At 42.8% G+C, this 19,654-nt stretch carries 18 protein-coding genes; 11 read left to right on the top strand and 7 right to left on the bottom strand.

The annotated features are described in order from the left end of the window. Positions 1 to 7 precede the first annotated feature (7 nt). The 5 genes from ACESPQ_RS16855 to ACESPQ_RS16835 all read left to right on the top strand — a co-directional run bounded on the left by ACESPQ_RS16855 (position 8) and on the right by ACESPQ_RS16835 (position 4,490). A complete protein-coding gene (locus ACESPQ_RS16855) occupies positions 8 to 937 on the top strand; it encodes a phosphoglycerate dehydrogenase (RefSeq protein WP_118001774.1) in 930 nt (309 codons plus the stop codon). A 15-nt stretch (positions 938 to 952) separates the two neighbouring features. Beyond that, a complete protein-coding gene (locus ACESPQ_RS16850) occupies positions 953 to 1,426 on the top strand; it encodes a PTS system mannose/fructose/N-acetylgalactosamine-transporter subunit IIB (protein ID WP_002607264.1) in 474 nt (157 codons plus the stop codon). 61 nt (positions 1,427 to 1,487) lie between these two features. After that, a complete protein-coding gene (locus ACESPQ_RS16845; protein ID WP_002607265.1) occupies positions 1,488 to 2,135 on the top strand; it encodes a bifunctional 4-hydroxy-2-oxoglutarate aldolase/2-dehydro-3-deoxy-phosphogluconate aldolase in 648 nt (215 codons plus the stop codon). A gap of 137 nt (positions 2,136 to 2,272) precedes the next feature. Continuing rightward, on the top strand, positions 2,273 to 3,451 hold the full coding sequence (locus tag ACESPQ_RS16840) for a hypothetical protein (protein ID WP_002607266.1): 1,179 nt from the start codon (positions 2,273 to 2,275) through the stop codon (positions 3,449 to 3,451). Next, entirely contained in the window at positions 3,444 to 4,490 is a 1,047-nt protein-coding gene (locus tag ACESPQ_RS16835) for a mannitol-1-phosphate 5-dehydrogenase (protein WP_373144580.1), read from the top strand. The genes ACESPQ_RS16840 and ACESPQ_RS16835 overlap by 8 nt, the downstream gene beginning before the upstream one ends. Positions 4,491 to 5,210: 720 nt before the next feature. Here the strand turns inward: ACESPQ_RS16835 and ACESPQ_RS16830 are convergent. The 7 genes from ACESPQ_RS16830 to ACESPQ_RS16800 all read right to left on the bottom strand — a co-directional run bounded on the left by ACESPQ_RS16830 (position 5,211) and on the right by ACESPQ_RS16800 (position 13,218). Then, the gene (locus ACESPQ_RS16830; RefSeq protein ID WP_373144578.1) at positions 5,211 to 5,981 is read right to left on the bottom strand and encodes an ABC transporter permease; all 771 of its coding nucleotides are present in this window, start codon (positions 5,979 to 5,981) and stop codon (positions 5,211 to 5,213) included. Beyond that, the gene (locus tag ACESPQ_RS16825) at positions 5,978 to 6,919 is read right to left on the bottom strand and encodes an ATP-binding cassette domain-containing protein (protein ID WP_373144576.1); all 942 of its coding nucleotides are present in this window, start codon (positions 6,917 to 6,919) and stop codon (positions 5,978 to 5,980) included. The genes ACESPQ_RS16830 and ACESPQ_RS16825 overlap by 4 nt, the downstream gene beginning before the upstream one ends. Before the next feature lie 70 nt (positions 6,920 to 6,989). Next, positions 6,990 to 7,637: a TetR/AcrR family transcriptional regulator gene (locus ACESPQ_RS16820; RefSeq protein ID WP_373144574.1), complete on the bottom strand. Its 648-nt coding sequence runs from the start codon at positions 7,635 to 7,637 to the stop codon at positions 6,990 to 6,992. A gap of 206 nt (positions 7,638 to 7,843) precedes the next feature. Continuing rightward, complete coding sequence (locus ACESPQ_RS16815; protein ID WP_002607272.1) at positions 7,844 to 8,599, bottom strand: hypothetical protein; 756 nt, start codon at positions 8,597 to 8,599, stop codon at positions 7,844 to 7,846. Between the two features lie 49 nt (positions 8,600 to 8,648). Continuing rightward, positions 8,649 to 9,218 (bottom strand): matrixin family metalloprotease, encoded by a 570-nt coding sequence (locus ACESPQ_RS16810; RefSeq protein ID WP_373144573.1) that lies wholly within the window; start codon positions 9,216 to 9,218, stop codon positions 8,649 to 8,651. Positions 9,219 to 9,465: 247 nt separating this feature from the next. After that, entirely contained in the window at positions 9,466 to 10,722 is a 1,257-nt protein-coding gene (locus ACESPQ_RS16805; protein ID WP_373144572.1) for a hypothetical protein, read from the bottom strand. Between the two features lie 111 nt (positions 10,723 to 10,833). Continuing rightward, positions 10,834 to 13,218 (bottom strand): PRD domain-containing protein, encoded by a 2,385-nt coding sequence (locus ACESPQ_RS16800; RefSeq protein WP_373144571.1) that lies wholly within the window; start codon positions 13,216 to 13,218, stop codon positions 10,834 to 10,836. 340 nt (positions 13,219 to 13,558) lie between these two features. On the opposite strand from ACESPQ_RS16800, the gene ACESPQ_RS16795 reads away from it, so the two are divergent. The 6 genes from ACESPQ_RS16795 (at position 13,559) to ACESPQ_RS16770 (ending at position 19,529) form a co-directional block, all read left to right on the top strand. Next, positions 13,559 to 14,614: a zinc-dependent alcohol dehydrogenase gene (locus tag ACESPQ_RS16795; protein ID WP_118001778.1), complete on the top strand. Its 1,056-nt coding sequence runs from the start codon at positions 13,559 to 13,561 to the stop codon at positions 14,612 to 14,614. A gap of 1 nt (position 14,615) precedes the next feature. After that, positions 14,616 to 15,443: a class II fructose-bisphosphate aldolase gene (locus ACESPQ_RS16790; RefSeq protein WP_002607277.1), complete on the top strand. Its 828-nt coding sequence runs from the start codon at positions 14,616 to 14,618 to the stop codon at positions 15,441 to 15,443. Between the two features lie 209 nt (positions 15,444 to 15,652). After that, positions 15,653 to 16,579, top strand: a complete 927-nt coding sequence (locus ACESPQ_RS16785) for a phosphoglycerate dehydrogenase (protein WP_373144569.1) — start codon at positions 15,653 to 15,655, stop codon at positions 16,577 to 16,579. Between the two features lie 71 nt (positions 16,580 to 16,650). Next, positions 16,651 to 17,358: an RraA family protein gene (locus ACESPQ_RS16780; protein WP_002607279.1), complete on the top strand. Its 708-nt coding sequence runs from the start codon at positions 16,651 to 16,653 to the stop codon at positions 17,356 to 17,358. Between the two features lie 3 nt (positions 17,359 to 17,361). After that, positions 17,362 to 18,516, top strand: a complete 1,155-nt coding sequence (locus ACESPQ_RS16775; RefSeq protein ID WP_373144568.1) for an iron-containing alcohol dehydrogenase — start codon at positions 17,362 to 17,364, stop codon at positions 18,514 to 18,516. A gap of 59 nt (positions 18,517 to 18,575) precedes the next feature. Then, a complete protein-coding gene (locus tag ACESPQ_RS16770; RefSeq protein ID WP_002607281.1) occupies positions 18,576 to 19,529 on the top strand; it encodes a D-2-hydroxyacid dehydrogenase in 954 nt (317 codons plus the stop codon). Positions 19,530 to 19,654: the final 125 nt, after the last annotated feature.

Genomic DNA, 19,654 nt, shown 5'->3' with positions numbered 1-19,654 from the left:
GCAGTATATGAAGGTTCTGATTACATCCAACAGCTTTGGAAAATTTGATGAGGCACCGCGGGAGCGGATGCTGGATCTAGGCTGGGAGCTGCTTGATAACCGCTATCATCATATTATGAGCGAGGAAGAAATGATGAACGAGGTTCCCGGCGTGGATGCGATTATACTTGGCTCTGATATTGTCAGTAAACGGGTGCTGGATAAGGCTGACAAACTGAAAATTATATCCAGATACGGTGTGGGAATTGACAACATTGATACCGTGGAGGCTGAAAAAAGAGGCATTGCTGTCACGGTGACGAAAAACTGTAATACGGAGGCGGTGGCAGATTATACGATTGCCCTCATGCTGGCGACCCTGCGCCATGTATGCAATGTGCATTCCTCCTTGCAAAAGGGGATATGGAAAAAGGAAACCGGTATGGATTTATGCCATAAGACAGTCGGAGTATTCGGTCTGGGCGCAATCGGCCGTCAGGTTGTAAAACGTCTCAAGGGATTTGAATGTAAGATATTAGGGTATGATATATTCGCAGATGAAGAATACTGCGAAAAAGAGGGAATCTGTCTGCTTTCCCCACAGGAGATTTTCAAACAGGCAGACATCATTACACTGCATGTTCCCGGCAACGCGGATGGAACACATTTCATCACTCAGCAGGAGCTGGAGCTGATGAAGCCCGAGGCTGTCCTCATCAATACCGCAAGAGCTTCTCTCATCGATGAAACGGCCATGGTTCAGGCATTGCGGCAAAAACGTATCTATGGGTACGGAACGGATGTCTTTGATGGGGAACCACATATGAATCCGGAATTTATCGGTTTGAACAATGTGGTATGCAGCCCGCATACAGCCGCCGTCAGTGTGGAGGCAGTCAATACCATGTCACATGCCGCCGTGGAGCATCTGATGGAGTATTTTGGAGTAACAAAATGATAGGAGAAACCTTATATGAAACATATCGTTTGGACAAGAATTGATGACCGTCTGATTCACGGTCAGGTCATGACACAATGGATTCAGTATACCGAGGCGAATGAGGTACTGATCATCGATGATGGCGTCGCAAAGGATTCCTTTCTGCAGATGGTTATGAAATCCAGTGTTCCCGGTAAAATCAGTTTAAAGGTGTTAAGTGTCAAGGATGCAATCGGATACTTGAATGAAGATGGAAAGCATGAGAAAATTATCATTCTTGTAAAGACACCGGTGGTGTTGGATGAGCTGACCGATGCCGGTGTCCGTCTGAAGAGCATCAATGTCGGAGGAATCGGCGCGAAGGCCGGAAGAAAGCCGATGTTCAAAAACATATCTGTCAGTGAAGAGGAAAAGGAAGCCTTCCGCAATCTGTTAAACAAGGGAATCAACGTGTTCCTGCGTGTCATTGTTACAGAACCGGAAGAGGATATCGCAAAATATTTATAGAAAGGAAACGGTATACCGATGCGTATCAGAAGCAGTCAGGTCGTATACCGGAGGTAACAGGATGAATGAAATTGTAGAATTTATCGCAAAGCACAAGGTGGTCGTTATCTGCCGCGGCTTGTATGATAATGAGCTGATCAAAACAATCAGAGCGCTGTATGATGGCGGTATACGTGTAGTGGAGGTTACCTTTGATCAGGCAGACCCCGATGCGGTAGAGAAGACATGCGGTGCAATAAGGACAATCAAAGAGCATTTTCCACAGATGAAGGTGGGAAGCGGCACAGTAACCTGTGTAAAGCATGTGCTTGCCACAAAGGAGGCAGGGGGAGAATTCTGCCTGTCACCGGATGTGAATACGGAGGTGATTCGTGCAACGAAAGAAGCCGGTCTGATTTCTATACCCGGAGCAATGACCTCAACAGAAATTTTGCAGGCACACAATGCCGGAGCGGATATCGTGAAAATATTCCCTGCAGGATGGCTGGGACTGTCCTATCTGAAGGATATCAAAGGGCCGATCAATCATGTGAAATTCCTTGCGGCAGCCGGTGTAAATGAGGAGAACTTCAAGGAGTATCTGAACGCCGGATACTGTGCAGCAGGCATCAGCGGCCGCTTTATCGATCGAAAGGTTATCGCTGAAGGAAATTTCGAGGAGCTGACACGTCGGGCAAGGATATTTACCGATATCGCAAAAGCGTGTTAATTCAACCCCCGCCGCACAACTGCTATAGGCGGGGGTTCTTTTAGAATCATACCAACAATCTACGACTGTTCTCTATGCAGGAAGTGAGGGAATCAGCGTATGCAGGAAAGCAGAAAATTATACGAGGAGGATAACAGATGAAGGCTATTGTATTTGGTGCGGGGAAAATCGCCCGTGGATTTATCGGGCAGCTGCTGTATCTCAGTAAGACGGATATCACGTTTGTGGATATCGATCAACAGCTGGTGGATCGTTTGAATAAGGATCAGAAATACCATGTGTATATTCTGGGAGATTCTTCATTGGATAGTGATGTTACAGGCTTTCAGGCGGTACAGCTGGAGGATGAAAAACGCATTGGTGCTGCCCTTGTGGAAGCGGATATCGCCTTTGTTTCCGTAGGTGGTGCAAACCTGAAGTCACTGGGTGAGAAAATTGGAAGAATATATAAGGAAAACGGCATACCGAAAAAGCCGTTTAACTTCGTGACGTGCGAGAACTGGAGACATGCGGGAGCGTTTCTGTATGAAGGGATTACGGCAGAGATGGAGGAACAGGAGAAAACGATGTTTGATCAGTTTGTCGGTGTGAACGAGGCAGTTATCATGCGCTCTGCGACCCAGCCCAGTGATGAACTTGCAATGCAGGATGCAACAGGTGTATGGGTACAGAATTACTGGTATCTTCCCATCAGTGCCGAGCATTTCAAGGGGGAGCTTCCACCGATTCAGGATGCGGAGCTGATGCAGAACTTCGGCGATTTTTTAACCCAGAAAATGTATACCAATAATACAAGCAACGCTGTCATCGCCTATCATGGCTATCTGGCAGGCTATGAGCTGCTGGCAGAGGCCGCAAACAGCCCGGAGGTTTCCGCCTTGCTGGATGAGGTATATGAGGAAATCAACCAAACACTGGTGGCGGAGCTGCATGTCGATCCGCAGCAGCAGAAGGCCTTTGCGGAAAAGGCAAGAGCAAAATATACAGACTGGACGATTGTCGACCGTGTCATACGGCATGGAAAGGATCCGCTTCGCAAGCTGGGAGCACAGGATCGGCTGATTGCACCGGCAAGAATGGCATTGAACCATGGGGTTTATCCCCGGGTGATAATTGAAACCATCGCAAAGGCACTGTTCTTTGATGAGGAAAGTGATGCGTCCGCAAGGAAGCTGAAAGCAATGCGAAGAGAGCACGGGATACCCTATGTATTACAGACCGTATGTGAACTGAACGAGCAGGAGCCACTGTACCGGGAGGTGCTGAAGGCTGTGGATAGGATATGTAAGGAAGGGCTGGTCAAGGGACGTGAGTAAAAATGTAATCATCGGTGCCGGATTAAGCGGGCGGGGCTATTTAAACCGTCTGCTGTATCTGTCAAAGGAAGAAACCGTTTTTTTGGATTGTGATGAGAGCCTGATCCGGCAGCTGCGCAAGGAGCCTTCGTATACGATTCGCTTTGGAAGTGAGCGGGAGCCACTGAAGGTGAATAATTATACAGCCTATACGACAACAGATGAGCGTGCACAATCAGAAGTCGCACAGGCTGAACGTATCTTTATCAGTGTCGGTGCCGATCACGTTGCGGAGCTGCTGCCCTTTTTGCAGGCAGCATTGCAGGAGCGAGATAGGCGTTCTTTGGATATCCTTGTTGCAGAAAATGGAATACAGCCATCCTCACCCCTTGCTGTATTGCGCAGTGATTCCCGAATACACTTGAGTGAAGCTGTCATATTCTGTACAACGCTTGGACAGTGTGATTCACTGGATATCTTAAGTGAAAATCTGGACCATCTTCCCTACGACAGCGTAGCATTGGGACATGAGCTTCCCTTATACGGCTTTGTACAGGAAACACATTTTTCCGATTTGATGGAGCGCAAAATCTATACGTATAACTGTATCAGTGCATGTATAGCCTATCTGGGGTATGAAAAGGGGTATACGGATTATGCCGAAGCCGCGAATGATATTGAAATAACTGAGAAAATCAAACGGATAGCGGAAGTAATCAATCGCTGTATCACTACTGTGTATAATGTTTCCATGCAGGAGCAGACCGCGTTTTCTGAAATGGCGATTCGAAAGTTTCAAAATCGAAATATCAAAGATACCGTAGCGCGCAATGTTCGGGATGTTGAAAGAAAGCTGAAGCCTGAGGAAAGAATCCGCAAGCCGTTGTCTTTGATGCAGGAGCAGGGGGAATACAGCAGAGAGCTGCTGGAGGTTCTGGCAGCGGCACTTCGATATGGCATGAAAACAAAAGAGCTTTCGCAGGATTGGGAGAAGCTGGTGGATTTCTACACACAGGGGATGTGCGAGGAGTGGAAGCAGGTTTTGCATCGCTGTAAATGATCGGGCTGTAAGGCATCTGCTATACGTATGAAGGCTGCTGGTTCGCTAAAGCGCAAGGTGTAAAAGGGAATCGTGTATTCCTGCTTCTTGCCCGCATTAAAAGACAAGCATAAAAAAAACAAAAAGAAGAAACAAATTCCTTTTCACAGGAGCTTTCTTTCTTCTTTTTTTTCAGTCAATTCAATTATCTATTTCCGGTTTAAAGCCTGTTCATGACGATCCCTGTTACAAGCAGTGCAAAACAGTTGTCTTCCTGAGAGAGAACAGGAATGTCTGTAGTAAGGAACGGGTTTTCCACAGTTGCCGTGTTTGTTTCGGCTGGATAGACAGAACGTCTCACTTATTGTTTAGCTTTGCAGAAATATCCCGCAGCTCCAATGCGATATAAACCAGCAGTAGAAATTTCATGATATCTATGATCATACCTAACATATCCACACAACCTCCTATTCATAAACGGGGGAACAGTATACTCTGCAGGACACTGTTTCCTTTGTTTCTTCCAGTTAAACTTTACTGTAAATAGCCTGTGGTGTAAAGCTGAATCAGTAATGAATTGAAAGGATCAGATTTTACAGGTCTTAGATACCGCAGGAGGGAAGCTTTCTAAGGGATGTATACGGAATATAGCTGCTCTCATCCTGCTCCAGTACCTGTCGGAAAAATTTTTGAACTGCTAAAGCAAACAAATTCCTTCCTCAGCTTTGCATGAGACAGCTGTTAGTGATTGCTTTTCTTTTTAAATGCTCTTACGGATAAAATATAGAATAACAGAAGCAGCATCGTACACCACAAAATTGCAGAAAGCAGTGTACCGGTCTTTAATGACTCATTCAGAAGCAGGGCACGCAGTGAATCAATGACAGGGGTGATCGGCTGGTATTCGGCAAAAATCTGCAATGCTTTCGGCATGGTGTCGATTGGTACGAAGCCGGAGCTGATGCAAGGCAGAGCAATCGCCAGAATTGAGAATGAGCCCGCTCCCTCCGGACTGTTGGCAATCATTCCAAAATATACGGATATCCAGGATAAGGTGAGAATGTACAAAGAAATAATCAGCAATGCGGCACACCAACTAAGTAAATCCGCATTTGGTCGAAAGCCAATCAGGAATGCCACGAGGAGAATCAGCAGGGCAGTTACCATATTTCTGATAAAGGCTTCCAGTACATGCCCGTTTAAAATGGAAGAGCGTTTCACAGGCATGGTGCAGAAGCGCTCCATGATTCCGCTTTTTATATCTGAACAAACGGCAATCGCCGTGGTAGCGGCACACTGTCCGAGGCATTGCAGAATGATTCCTGGAACAATGAAATTCACATAGCTTGTTTCACCCGTCTGCATGGCGCCGCCAATTACATAAGCAAATAACAGCATGGTGAGTATCGGAGCGATGATGCTAGTTAAAATCGTATCGGGATTTCGTCTGGATAAGAGCAGACATCTTCCGCTCATCGTCAGAATATCCTTTAGTGTCTGTATGGTTTTCATTGTACATCCTCTCTTTCATGAACCAGTGTTAGGAAAACATCCTCCAGATTTGGCAGCTTTTGATAAAATTTCAGGATTTTGATATCATTTGAAGAAAAAATATGAAACAGCTCAGACAGTGCTTCGGCACTGCCGTCCGTATATATAATCAGCTTATGCTCTTCCATCACCGGCTTCGTCGTATAGTCCCCTGTACATGATATGGCAGCCTCCAGCATACTGCTGTCAGGAAATTCAAATTCGACGATTCCCTGTGGCAGCAGCTTTTTTAATTCCGCAGGAGTACCTTCAGTAAGAATCCTTCCTTGATCCAGAATGGCGATATGATCCGCCAGCTGCTCCGCTTCTTCCAGATACTGCGTGGTAAGAAAAATAGTGATTCCCATTGAATTCAACTGCTTTATGATGCTCCACATACTGTGACGGCTCTGTGGATCCAGACCTGTGGTCGGCTCATCAAGAAAAATAATCTGCGGATTTCCGGCAAGGCTCATCGCGATGTCGAGCTTTCTGCGCATACCGCCGGAATAGGTGCTCACCATACGGTTAGCGGCTTCTGTAAGAGAGAAATACTCCAGCAGCTCGTTTGCCTTTTTCTTTGGCATCTTCAGATGATTCAGCTTTCCGATCATCACGAGATTTTCATAACCGCTCAGCTTTTCATCCACACTGGCAAACTGCCCGGTGAGACTGATCAGCTTTCGAACGGCTTCTCCCTGCGCAGTGACAGAATGACCGCATATGGAAGCTTCACCGCTATCAAAGGCCGCAAGTGTTGTCAGTATCTTAATCGTCGTTGTCTTTCCGGCACCATTGGAACCAAGCAGACAATAGATAGAGCCTTTTTCTATTTCTATATTCACATCCTTTAATACCTCTGTATGACCATAGCGTTTGGTTAACCTGTGAACAGAAACAGCGAGATTTTGTGTCTTCATATTTATATTCTCCTTTTTATATACATTCAGAATGTATGTATTTTGGTAAAATAAAATTGCATATGCAATCTTATTTTGTTGGAATGCTTTGGACAATCGTCTGGGCATGCTGAAGGATTTCATCATCAATGAGGTAGATTCCCATACTGTCCAGCATGTGTTTGGTGAGCAGCAGGCGTTCCAGCAGATCTTCCTGCGTACAGGGGACGATGGAAGGAATGAACCACACACTGGTTATCATTACAAATAAGCTGGCCAGTGCCTTGGGATATTTGATATCCGGAATGGAGCCGTCCTGAATGCCTTCCAGAAACAGCTCTTCGAAAAAAGGTGTAACGATTTGCAGATTGCTTTCCATGTAATCCGCAAGAATCTTCGGATTCTTCAGCAGTGGAACAGACATCTGGTTCAAATCGAGCTGATCCTGATTCTGTGCCTGCAGCTTGATGATCTTCTTCAGCTTTTCAAGGCCGCTTAGCCTCTTTTCCTTACGAACTTCCTCAAATGGATTATGCTCCAGAAACATTCGGTCACTTAACGCATCCAGCACTTCCTCCTTGGATTTGAAATGGTGGTAGAAAGCACCGCGGGTAAGTCCTCCCAACTCTCCCACTATATCCAAAACGGTTGTTTCTTCATATCCTTTTTTCAGAAACAGCTTCATGGATACATCCAGTATTTTCTGAACCGTTTCCTCCGGATACTTATTGCGCGGCATTGTATCACTCCTTAATACATACATTGTGTATCTATAATTTAACATACACTGTGTATGTTGTCAATGGAAAGTATATGCTCCTTTTTTTTATCGATGGAATTATAGATAAATACAGAATCTGGCACTTAAGCCTTATCGAATGACATCATTATAAGATGAAAACGAGGATATCACTTTATTGAATATCCTCGCACGATGATTTAAATTTATGAAGGAAAGTACAAATCAATAAATTCATCTAAAGATTCAAATTCCCCTGTATCATTGTTTTTCACTTGAAGTGTAGATTCATTAGGAAGTTCCCTGAATAGACTGCTTTTGGATGATGGTTGATAAATTTCTCTTGTTCCATATTGGACACCATTAACTATATAAGTATTAGTTGAACTTACATAGTTCATAAAAAATAAGTAGGTTTTACCAGTTTCTAAAATAATATCATTTTCATAACGAAGCTCTACATAAGTGCTTGCTTTGTCAATTTTCTCCTGTCCTGCTTCTTTTCTATGCTTATCGTCATTTTCAATCATTTCTTTTGGGGCATTTTTTTCGTAATCAGCAATTGAAATTACACCACCATTTCTTGCGAAATTTATAGTGTTTGAATTTGTCTGACCCTTCAGGTTTTTTAGAACAGAGATTTTACCATATTCATATGGTATTGGATTAAATGCATTTTCAGCGGCTGTTGTACTACAGCCATCTATACTTTCCACTGTTCCGATAAAAACATTACTATCAAAATCCCTTAACTGATTAACATCACTGATATCAATACTTTGATCTGCAGATACCGTAGCTATATCTATGCTTTCAGAACTAATTTTATCACGATAGTTATAATGTTTAATTGTTTCCTCTTTTTCATTTGTTTTTGGTATCTGTGTTTGATCTGTATTTTTGAGACTTGCACAGCCAGTTACGATAAGAGAGGTTGCGATAATTAATAAGAATTTTTTCATGATTGACCTCGATTCCCCATATACATATTTATGGATTTCATTACACAAGTTAGTATCTGCCATAGATTGAAACAACTTCTTCACTATCTACTTTTTGAGGTTTATTAACTTTTCTGCCTGCTCCTGTTTGACACATGATGCTGTTCACGTTCTTGTTATTTTCGCCAAGCCCAAAAACATGGCCGAATTCATGCGCCATTACTGCATTATGATTTATGCTGGTATCATTAATGTACTTATTATTTAAAAATATTTTGTTCCACCAATAATTAGAGCTCGGGTTCTGTTGCTGGTTATTTTTATTAAAGAAAATAGTATAAGCGATTGTTGATGATGCACTATCGTTATAAGAATATATATCAACTGTACTTCCTGTTGTGCTGGATACAGCTGTCATATAAATGGGATTATCATAACCTGTATACATCCAGTTATTAGCGGCTGTATTGATATTTGGAGTATAAGGAGATGCTCCTCCGTTTACTGTATAGGTGATATTTCTAGGACCATTTATTAATCTTCCCCCTAATTTCACTGCATGAACTTCTGTAGTGAAACATACAATTGTAATTAGAATTATAAAACTGAGCATTAAAGTTTTGCAATTTTTCTTAGTCATATTGTCTCCTTTTTTTGAATATGAGGATTATCAAGATTATCCTTTTATGTTATCTCCTCTTCCTAAAGGTTGAATGCCTGAGTCATTGTTAATAGGTATAATAAGAAGAAACAGGCATAATAAAGGCAAAAACAATACACCGATTTTTTTCATTTTCCTCATCCTTTCTATACGTACTATATAACCTTTTTTTTATTTATAGTCAAGGTATATGTAATTTGATGCAGAAATACCAATGTGAAGACACTTATTTCAATATATTTTCATTTTTCAGTAGAGCATGAAATCTAAAATAATTAACATAACTTCCACTTTCAGAGCTCAGTCTTGTTATCTCATCACTTACTATTCTTGTATAAATTTTATCAAATGCAGTTAAATACGGGCAAACCTTGTCTTGAAGAAATTTCATTCTTTCTTTGTTGTTCTTAAAAGTTTGCTTGTAGTAAGAAAAGAGCGAATATTCAAGTTGATCATCATATTCTGATGTTAGATTATCATTAACAAAAAGTGTTTTATCTTTTTCTTTGTTAAGCATTTGATTACAATATGAAAGTAAAATGATATTACTTGTATAGTGTCTTTTTGGATTCAATACAATATAAGCTTTTGTATAGTTGCTACAGCGTACATAATTTCTGAGCATAAGATATCGATTCGCTAAATTTAATAAAATCATTCCTTTTAAATTATTGTCTTCATGTTCTTCGGTAAGCATTTTTTCCAGCATATGAAGATAGCTGTAACATAATTCTATATCGATGTGTAAAGCGATGCTGCTTAAAATAATATATATGTATGCTAATTGGTTTTTACTTCCTTTTTCTCTGGCAACAGGTTCTGCTTCTTTCAGAATAAGGTATGCACGTAATTCTTTGTTCTCTTCATAAAGCTGATTTGCATAATTAATGCGATTTGGTAAATAAGCTGATGCTTCCATAGAGTATGAACTGAAAAAAGCAGATAGCTTCTTTTCATTTGCACCGCTTGCATGGATGTAAAGAAAATCCATGAGGATATCTTTGAAGCCTTTAGGAAATATATTTACAAGCGGAAATAATAAAGAATATTCCTGATCATTCATAAAGATACGATCTTTTAAATATAAGAACAGCTTTCCTAAGAAAAATATGCACTCTTTATAATAGACATGGTGCCTTTGGCTTTTTAGAGAAAGCAAGGTAGTCTCAATTATCCGTATTGCTTCTTCATATCTTTCTGTTTCCATTACACAGTAAAGCTGTTTACTTTGCGTTATGAGATAATGATCTATTTTCTGTGAAATATGCAATTGCTCATTCAAATTAAAAAGCAGCTCCTGATACTTTTCATCTTTTATAAAAACCTGTTCATGATTTTCTAATTTTTTGACTGTGGCTGGAGATATGATCCATTTATAATTGCCGTGTCTTCGATATACATCATTTTGTGATAGCTTTAATACTCTACGATAGTATGGTATTAGGATATGAAGTCTGTCATGCCATTCTTTTGATATTCTCATATAATTTCCCACCCCTTTAATATTAGTATAACATATTTCTTAATTGGACGAAAAACCGGTCTGCAGACCGGTTCATTTTCAATATTTGAATGAGCTGTCAGAGGAATCGCATTATTTTCGCTCTGCTTGAACATCAATCTCCATCTGATAATTGAGTATAACATCACACAAAACGGCGATTTCCTCCTGTGAAATGGAAAGTGTCATAAAATCCCGGATTTTCAACAAATTCGTTTTCATGATGTGAAACAGCTCGGTATGCTCCATCATAAAGCTTTCCAAAAGATTATAGCGGATTTTCTGCTTCTTCACACAGCGGTCCAGCATACAGGTGCCGTGAAACAGGAACTGTATAATGATGTTATTGGAAAGCGGCAAATTGCATTCCGTGCAAATATTGAGCAGTACGCGGTACAGGGCTTCATTGGACTTTGCTATATTGATGGTGGGGAAGGTTGCCTGAAAGCGCTGAAAGATATCGCTGCTTTGACGCTCATTTTTAGAGGTCAGACTCTTATCATTCAAAAATGCCTTTATTTTCTTCTTTCGGTTCACTACATCACTGAGCAGAGCCAACAGATGCATGGTCTTCTGTGAAACCACTTCACTGGTTTCATATAATAGTGGAAGAGAAACCGGATACAGGGAGAAGGAGGGAATGTTTAACGTGGAGATAATGGACTTATCCAATGTCGTAAGCGGCGGCTTGTCACCCACGATGAGTACGCCTTTTCCTATATCAATATATTTGATCAGCTTATATATCTTATCCGTAAACTCATGAAAATCATGCGTCTGATAATAGAGATTATAATCGAAGGAAAAGAAACAGCGGCTTCCCAGAATCTGGTTCAGATGCTGGGCATAATTTTCCGCAAGACGCTCTCCGTGACAGACAATCAATGTCATAATGGTATTCTGACTGATAGATTTTAATGCATAGTAGATAAAATTGCGAATATAGCTTTTATATACCTTCAGAAGACTGATATTGAACTTGTTTTCCACTGTGCTGATCACATTGTCACTCAGCTCCTGGGAATATGCCGTTTCCTTATAATCCAGATGCTCCAGCTGGAATTGGTAGGCAAAGGTATTATCCAGCATATGCTGAATCTGAATGTAGAGCTTACTTAAAATCTGGCGGTCATTTTTCAATTTTGTTTTCGTAAACAATGGGGTCAGAGCCTGATAGACCTTGGATTGCATTTCTATGGATGAGGAATCCAGAAGCTTTGTCCGCGTCATCAGGACATCCTCTTTCGCCTTTTCTATGATGTTTTTCAGCTGCGCAGTTATGACAATGCTTGCATTGAGCTGCGTCTGTAATAGATTTTCCAGTGTTTCACACGGCTGATCCGGATAAATATCTATGATTTCCGGAAGGAGCTGTGTAACTGTTATTCGAATATGGTCCTCCAAAGAATTATCTGCACTCTTGTTTTGAATGACATTCTTGGATATGTTCTCATGTGTGATGACGATTGGTTCATGGTTGCTAATCACACTGGAATACAGATTATTGGATAGGGAATAAACGATCTCATTGCGGAGCTGAAAGAGATTGTAGGTATAATCTGCGCTGAGAAAGGAGGCAATCGCATTTCCGGTTACCTTGATGCGGCTGTTCAGATTCACTGCCTCCTCCTGCAGGAAGGTCAGCACAAGCTCAATCATTTCTTTTGTTGTGCGCTCTTTTACATTGGGATACTTCGCTGTATAAGGTGTCAGCTGTGAGAAATATGCAAAGTTTTCAACGCTCTTATCTATCAGAAAAATCATGATAGGTAAAGGTTTGTTTTCGTTGCTGCAAAGATTGTTGAGATCGTTCCAGAACCGGTAAATCTCACTTTCCTGAAACGGGGTGTAGATTTCCATGATGACCATGGAGATATTACGATCAAGAAACTGCTGCCGTAAAGTGGAAAAGCTTTCATTTATGGAACGATAATCAAAGGTGAAGCTTCTGCTTTTTTTGGAAATACGCTTATTCTGTACGGCCAGATCGAAAAGCTTTTTACAAAAATATTTCTTGCCTGAGCCTTTTTCTCCCTGTAAGGCAATCAGTAACGGCTTGTTCTGGTAATAAGAAATGGCAGGGGTGATCTTACTGATAACCGGTGTCAGTGATTCCTCATAACCGTTTCCAATAATATTCATACCTTTTTTGTAAAGACTGGCGTCACTTGCATCATATACGAATAAATTTTTCAGGTTTTCTTTTCCGGGTATGATTTGGGGAATATTATTGAAATGATATTCGCTGACAATAACATCCTTGGATAAATATAGAGTGGGTCTTCCTTCCACCTTGATGAGCTGTAGATCGTTAAACAGCTGATTTAAAATTCTGGATACGTTGGACCGGTCCAGCTTCAGGTCCAATGCGATATCAAAGGCATTGCATCGTTCAAAGCTGAAGGATTTGTCCGCAAGACTTTCACTGGTGTATTCTCTGACCAGATTCATAATCAGATCCCGTCTGGTTTTCGCCATACTATCACTCCTATTGCTTTTTTCGTGTTAAATCAATGGGTGAAATAACACACAAGCTAGGAAAATATTAACATAATCCATATGAAAAGTACATACTTCCTATGATTTTGCGTGAAATGTAAATGATTTCATCACTTTGTTGAGGTTTCTCTTCGTAAGATGCCTTATTGTGATGACACACTGTTGCTTTTTGTGTCAATTTGACACTGTAATCGTTTTCAATATGATTATAGGTGTCAGATAAATATAAAGATTCAGTAAGAAAGAAGCTTCAGGAGGTGAAGAAAACTGCTTCTTTTCAGATATAGATAGGGAATAACAAATATGAGAGGAGAATCCTATGGAAAAAGCAAGAGCATGGGTGATTGAAGCAAAGGATAAGCTGGCAATGCGTGAGCTGGATATCCTGGAGCCGGGGGATTATGAGGTACTGTTTAAAACAGAGGTATGTTCCTTATGTACCGTGGACCGCAGAACATACAAAGGAACAAGGAACTACGGATATCCGTTTCTTGGCGGTCATGAGTGCAGCGGGACGATTATAAAGACAGGCAGAGGTGTTGTAGGTGTAAAGGCAGGCGATAAAGCAATTTTTACATCCGGATATTGTAACCAGTGTGAGCTGGATCGCTCCGGCAGAGGAACGCAGTGCAATCGCAAAAAGGAAATGCCGAAACGCTCAAGTCTGGATGGGAATATACTGGGCGGCGGCTTAAGTGAATATCTGGTGATTCCTGCATGGCAGATTATCCGTATGCCACATGATGTGGATATGCGGCATGCAGCACTAACAGAGCCTCTGGCATGCTGTATTCACAGTATACGCAAGGCAAGATTAAAGTTTGGTGATACTGTTGTCATTATCGGTATGGGTATTATGGGGTACTTCCATGTGAAGCTGGCTCAGATGTGCGGTGCACGCATTATTGTGAGTGAAACCGATGAAGAAAAGAGGAAAACGGCGATTCGTGAAGGGGCTGCCTATGCCTTTGATCCAAGTCAATGTGATGTCGGTGAAGAAATTCGCAGGCTGACGGATGGGCTGGGGGCAGATGCTGTCATCAACACCATACCGTTCAAAGAGGTGTGGCAGCAGGCAATTGACATGTTGGCACCATATGGCAGACTGATTGCCTATAGCTCACAAAACAGCAAGGAACCAATCGGTGTGGATTTCGGCATGGTGCATAGTCGTGAAATAGAATTTATCGGAACGCTGAATCCGACGATTGAGGATAATCAGATGGCGGTCAAGCTGATCGGTTATCAAATGATTGATATGGAGAAGGTGATTGACCGTGAATTCAGCTTTGCACAGGGAAAAGAAGCCTTTGATTATGCATGTAAACCGAGTGTTTACCGTGTCATGATCAATTACGGAAAGGAAGATAACTGATATGCTAGTAACATTAAAGGAAATTCTAACAAAGGCAAAGCAGGAGAATTATGCCGTGCCTGCCTGCAATATTGATAATGAACATAATCTGCGTGCTGCCATCGAGGCGGCAGAAGAAATGAATACCGGAATTATATTGAATACAACACCGGTTGCCAATCCGGATCTGGAAAGCTTTGGACGAATTGCAGTGGATCTTGCCAGACGCTCCCGAGTAAAGATTGCCCTGAATCTGGATCATGGCAAAACCTTTGAAGACTGTCTGCTTGGCATTCGCGCAGGCTATACCTCCATCATGATCGACCGTTCCTTACTGCCGTTTGAAGAAAATATCAGAGAGGTGCAGGAGATGGTACGCATTTGTCATGCACTGGGAATCAGTGTAGAAGCTGAGCTTGGTCATGTAGGTGTTGGTGAGCAATATCATACTGACGGACATCAGGCATTTACCCGTGTTGAGGAAGCAGTGGAATATGTAAAGCAGACCGGAGTGGATGCACTTGCGGTTGCCATTGGTACTGCACATGGCGTATATAAAGGTACTCCGCAGATTCATTTTGACCTTCTTCATGAATTGAAGGATGCACTGGATATTCCGCTCGTTCTTCATGGCGGCAGCGGTACCGGGGATGAAAATCTGGCACGCTGTGCAAGAGAGGGAATCAATAAAATCAATTTGTCCAATGATTTGAAACGCAGTGCGATTGAAAATCTGGTTAAGGAGGATTTGAGCGGCAATGCCGTTTATCAGCTGTATCCGCTGCTTGCGGAGGGATTCAAACATAAAATCAAGCACTATATCCGTCTGTTTGGCTGTGAGGGCAAGTAATGGAAAGCATTCTGGCTTCTGTTAAGAGGGAGCCGGCTGTCATCCACTTTATCTTTTTCATCCGGATAAGACATTGCTGCATATGACATGACACCGCCGGTGTTGACGTTTGACTATTTCCGTTTATTGGAAAAAGCATTTCGCAGTTAAGACGATTCGGTAGAAAAACAATTACCGGACAATATTGAAAATACAGGAGGAAATCGCTTATGAAGGTTTTGGTAACATCCAAGTCTTTTGGTAAATTAAGTAGGAAACCGATACAAAGATTACAGGGTGCAGGCTTTGAGGTCTATGGAAATGAAAAGGGAAGACTGCTGAATGAGGAGGAAATGGTGGAAGCCGTTCAGGGGATGGATGCTGTCATTTTAGGGACAGAGGTTTTCAATCGCAATGTCATTGATCATGCGGATAAATTGAAAATCGTTTCACGCTATGGTGTGGGGCTGGATAAAATTGATGTGGAATATTTAAAGGAAAAAGGCATTGCATTACAAATTGCACGCAATGCAAATACAAACTCCGTAGCGGATCACACCATAGGACTTATGCTTTCTCTTTGTCACAATATTACAAGAAGTGATGCCAATATCCGCTCGCATGTGTGGAAAAAGCCGATTGCAAAGGATTTGTATCAAAGCACCGTCGGTATCCTTGGGCTGGGTGCCATTGGAAAAGCTGTTGCACGAAGACTGAAGGGGTTTGATTGTCATATACTCGCATTTGACAGCTATTATGATGAGGCGTTTATCCGGGAGTATGGCATACGCAAGGCGGATATAAACGAGATCGTGAGCAGCAGTGATTTTCTGACGCTGCATCTTCCTGCACTTGCAGAGTTTTCACCGTTACTGGATGCGAAGGCTCTTTCCAAAATGAAAAAGGATGCGATTATCATCAATACGGCACGGGCGAAGCTCATCGACAGGCAGGCATTGTATGATGCTTTGCACAATGGGCAGCTTTACGGCTACGGAAGTGATGTGCATTATATGGAGCCCGGCTTTGATGAGGAGCTGATCGCCTGTGAGAATACCGTTCTGACACCGCATATTGCCGCAAGCAGTGAAGGGGCAATCAATCGCATGTCGGATATCGCGGTTGATCATGTGCTGGCATATTTCGGCTGTCAGTAGCCGCTGGGTAATTGAAGAATGCATACAATTTGCTTTTTGTTTCAGATAGCTTCATATACAGGAGGATGAACATGAAAATTGATGATAGGCTGGAAAAGCTGAAGCAGTTTGATACACCGTCCATTACCAATGTGGTCGCAACCTATCCGGATAAGGAATATTGCCTGGGACTGTATCATCCATGGCGCGGACAATGGTATACGGATGAGCGTGCAAGGGTTATGTATCCAGAGCTAGGCAGAACCGTCGGCTATGCGGTTACGTGTACCTATGGTCTTGCGGACCCGAACTATGAGTGCCTGAAGTTCGCAGATGTGTTAAAAGCAGTTGCAGCTGTCGGAAAACCGGTGGTACTGATTGTGAAACAGGATATGCCGGAAGAGATTAAGTGTCGTAACGGCTTGCTGGGTGGAAATATGATGACAGCACTTCGTTCTGCCGGCTGTGTCGGTGTCATCAGTGACGGTCCGAGCAGAGATGTGGATGAGATTCGTCCGCTGCAGATGCAATACGTGTTAAGCGGTGTTACGGCAGGTCATGGAAAATGGGCAGTGCAGTCCGTGAATACCGGTGTGGAGGTTTTTGGGATGCAGGTTAGTCCGGGGGAAATCATTCACATGGATGAAAACGGAGCGGTGAAGTTTCCGGCATCCGTCATAGATCAGGTAATTGAAAAAGCAGAATATCTGCAGAAGTTTGAAGAAAACAGACAACGGAGGATGAGAGAAACCGAAGATGTGGATGAACTGATCAAAATCATGTCCGGCTTCTACGATTGATATATGGAAAATTTTATTTATGATATACCGACAAAGGTGTATTTTGGAAAGGGACAACTGCAGCAGCTTCATACCATTATGAAGGAATTCGGAGAGCGGGTCTTACTTGTTTACGGAGGAGGCAGTATCCGTCGTAACGGTATTTATGACGAGGCGGTTACAGAATTGCATACGGCGGGAAAGAAGTATGTGGAGCTGTTTGGTGTAGAGCCGAACCCGTCCCTTACAACGGTGGAAAAGGGAGTGGCGTTATGCCGCAGGGAGAATGTGGATGTTATTGTGGCAATAGGAGGAGGCAGTGTGATTGATTGTGCCAAGGTTGTGTCTGCCGCTGTATGCAGTACCTTGTCGCCATGGGAGCTGGTGCTTCACCCGCAGGAAATAAAAAAAGCGATTCCGGTTATTGCGGTTTTGACAATTGCGGCTACCGGCAGTGAGATGGATCATATTGCTGTTATCACGAATCCGGATACAAAAGAGAAAATAGGTACACGGAATCCACTCCTTCGCCCAAGGACTGCGATACTGGATCCTACCTTTACCTTTAGTGTAAACCGCTATCAGAGTGCCTGTGGTGTGGCTGATATTATGAGCCATACGATGGAGTCTTATTTTGCACGGGAGGATGCCGGTTTACAGAACCGGTTTGCGGAAGGTATACTGAAAATCTGTACAGCATACGGACCGCTCGTATTGAAGGAGCCGGATAATTATGAAGCAAGAGCCAATCTCATGTGGGCAGCAAGCTGGGCAATCAATGATATGCTGAAGCTGGGGCATATGACACAGTGGAGTGTTCATCCGATGGAACATCCGCTCAGTGCCTTTTATTCCGTTACACACGGCGAAGGTCTGGCTGTTCTGACGCCGCACTGGATGGAGTATGTTCTCAGTGAGGATACAGTGGATATGTTTGCGCGTTTCGCCAGAGAAATCTGGCAGGTAACAGAAAAGGATCCGTGGGATATGGCACGTGAGGGAATTGAATGTCTGCGAAGCTTTTATAAACAGCTGCATCTGCGCTCATCCTTAGGGGAGCTGGGTATCGATGATACGCACTTCGATGCAATGGCACAGGATGCCGCAAAACAGACGGTGAACGGATTTGTGTCACTGTCCGCAGAGGATGTGAAGAATATTTATCGCAACAGCTTGTAAAGTGTTTTATAATATGATCAGGGAAAGGAGATAAGGGTGCTGACTGGCATCCTTTACATATGTATATGAAGCTTGTAGTTTTGGATGGTTATACAGAAAATCCGGGGGATCTTGACTGGAGGGGGATGGAGGCGCTTGGTGATTTGACGGTGTATGCACGCACGGATCACTCGCAGGTAAAGGAAAGAATGCAGGATGCGGATGCCGTGATTATCAATAAGGTGCCGATGACAAGAGAGCTGATGCAGGAAAGTAAGCAACTTCGTTACATCGGTGTACTGGCAACCGGCTATGATGTTGTCGATATCGAAGCCGCAAGTGATCTCCATATCGCAGTTACCAATGTTCCCGGGTATGGTACGGATACGGTTGCACAATATGCCATTGCACTTTTACTGGAGGTGACATCCAGGATCGGGCATCATGCAAAACGTGTAAAGGAGGGGGAATGGGCAAACAATGCGGACTGGTGTTTTTGGGACTATCCGCTAATGGAGCTGTCAGGCAGAACAATGGGGATCATCGGATTTGGACGCATTGGCAGGAAGGTCGCTGAAATCGCACAGGCACTGGGAATGCATGTCCTGTTTCATGACGCCCATGCCGACAACGACACGCACGCTGAAAAGGTTTCTCTGGAGGAATTACTGCGGCGAAGCGATGTGGTAAGTCTGCATTGTCCGCTCACAAAGGAGAATGATTCGCTGATAAACAAGGCTACGCTGGCTTTGATGAAATCAAATGCCATCCTGATCAACAATGCCAGAGGAAAGCTGATCAATGAATATGACCTTGCGCAGGCATTACAAAACGGTACGATTTATGCGGCCGCTTTGGATGTGGTAAGGGAGGAGCCGATCCGTAATGATAATCCGTTGCTGGAATGTGATAACTGCCTGATTACGCCGCATATCTCCTGGGCAAGCAAAGAGGCTAGGCGCAGAATTATGGATACTGCCGTTGAAAATCTGAGATGCTTCCTACAGGGGAAGGAACAGAACCGTATTGTGTAGATTGTTTATGCGCAATAAAGTGATTAAAGAAAACGCCACAAACATGAAGCAATGTCATCAACTTAAGGTATCTTGACAAAAAAAGAGTATTCAGTATAGAGAACAATCAATATGTTCCTATAGAG

The sequence above is a fragment of the Clostridium sp. HGF2 genome (genome assembly GCF_964240115.1).
Classification (GTDB): Bacteria; Bacillota_I; Bacilli_A; order Erysipelotrichales; family Erysipelotrichaceae; genus Clostridium_AQ; species Clostridium_AQ innocuum.
Note: the sequence above shows the minus strand (reverse complement) of the source record. Positions and strands in the feature narration are given on the sequence as shown.